The organism is Vibrio sp. 1069, assembly GCF_033340555.1.
Genome location: NZ_JAWOWP010000286.1, coordinates 1 through 766 on the forward strand (window position 1 = coordinate 1; position 766 = coordinate 766).

A 766-nucleotide genomic window follows, 5' to 3' on the forward strand; every position below is an offset into this window, starting at 1 on the left:
CTTGCGAGATTTCACCAGTCACCGATCGGTAAGGTGTGAGAATGATCCGTGATTTTTCCAACTAAGAGAAAGAAAAGGCCGACCAAGTCACACTTTACTCATCGAAACGTTTCGATGAGTATATTTAAAGCCCACAAAAACCCTACGGTTTGTGCCCGCGAAAGCAGAAATACGTCCAATTACTGAGAAAGCCTCTAGTTAACGGGAAGGAAATCTGCCACATCATCACATTTCTAAAATGGTTGTCTGATTTTCGAGAACACCCACCTTACAATCTGGTTACAATTTGCAAAAAATATATCATCCGTTCAGTACCGTTTAGGTAAGCAACGTTTGTAGGGACACAAACGGAAGTCGAAGAACCATAATGAAATTAAGCAATCGAGTTATCTTGCTTGTCGCACCCGTGATCATTTTGAGTGCGCTGGTATCGAGTTACATCATCTATAGCATTCAAAAAGTAACACTCATCAAGCGCGAAGATAGCTACATACAACTTCAGATGGAAAAACTGGCGGGGCAATTTCGACAAGCCAATATTTTTCTTAACAGCTATGCGTACACGCTGAGTAAAAGTGATGTGCTGCAGGACTATTTTATCAATCACGACAATCCCTACCGTGAGCGAGTACTTTTTAGCCGCCTAGATGAAACCGCTGATGTCCTGAGCCATGGTTATAAAGGGGATGCGAGCATGGCGATCCTCGACGGCAAGCAAAATCTGCTTTATTACACCGAAAACCAATATTACGAATCGTCCGGCGTT

Annotated in this window: 1 pseudogene; it reads left to right on the plus strand. The window is 42.8% G+C overall.

The features are described 5' to 3' along the window. Positions 1 to 367: 367 nt before the first annotated feature. Positions 368 to 766, plus strand: a pseudogene (locus R7040_RS26020) (diguanylate phosphodiesterase); the annotation flags it as partial.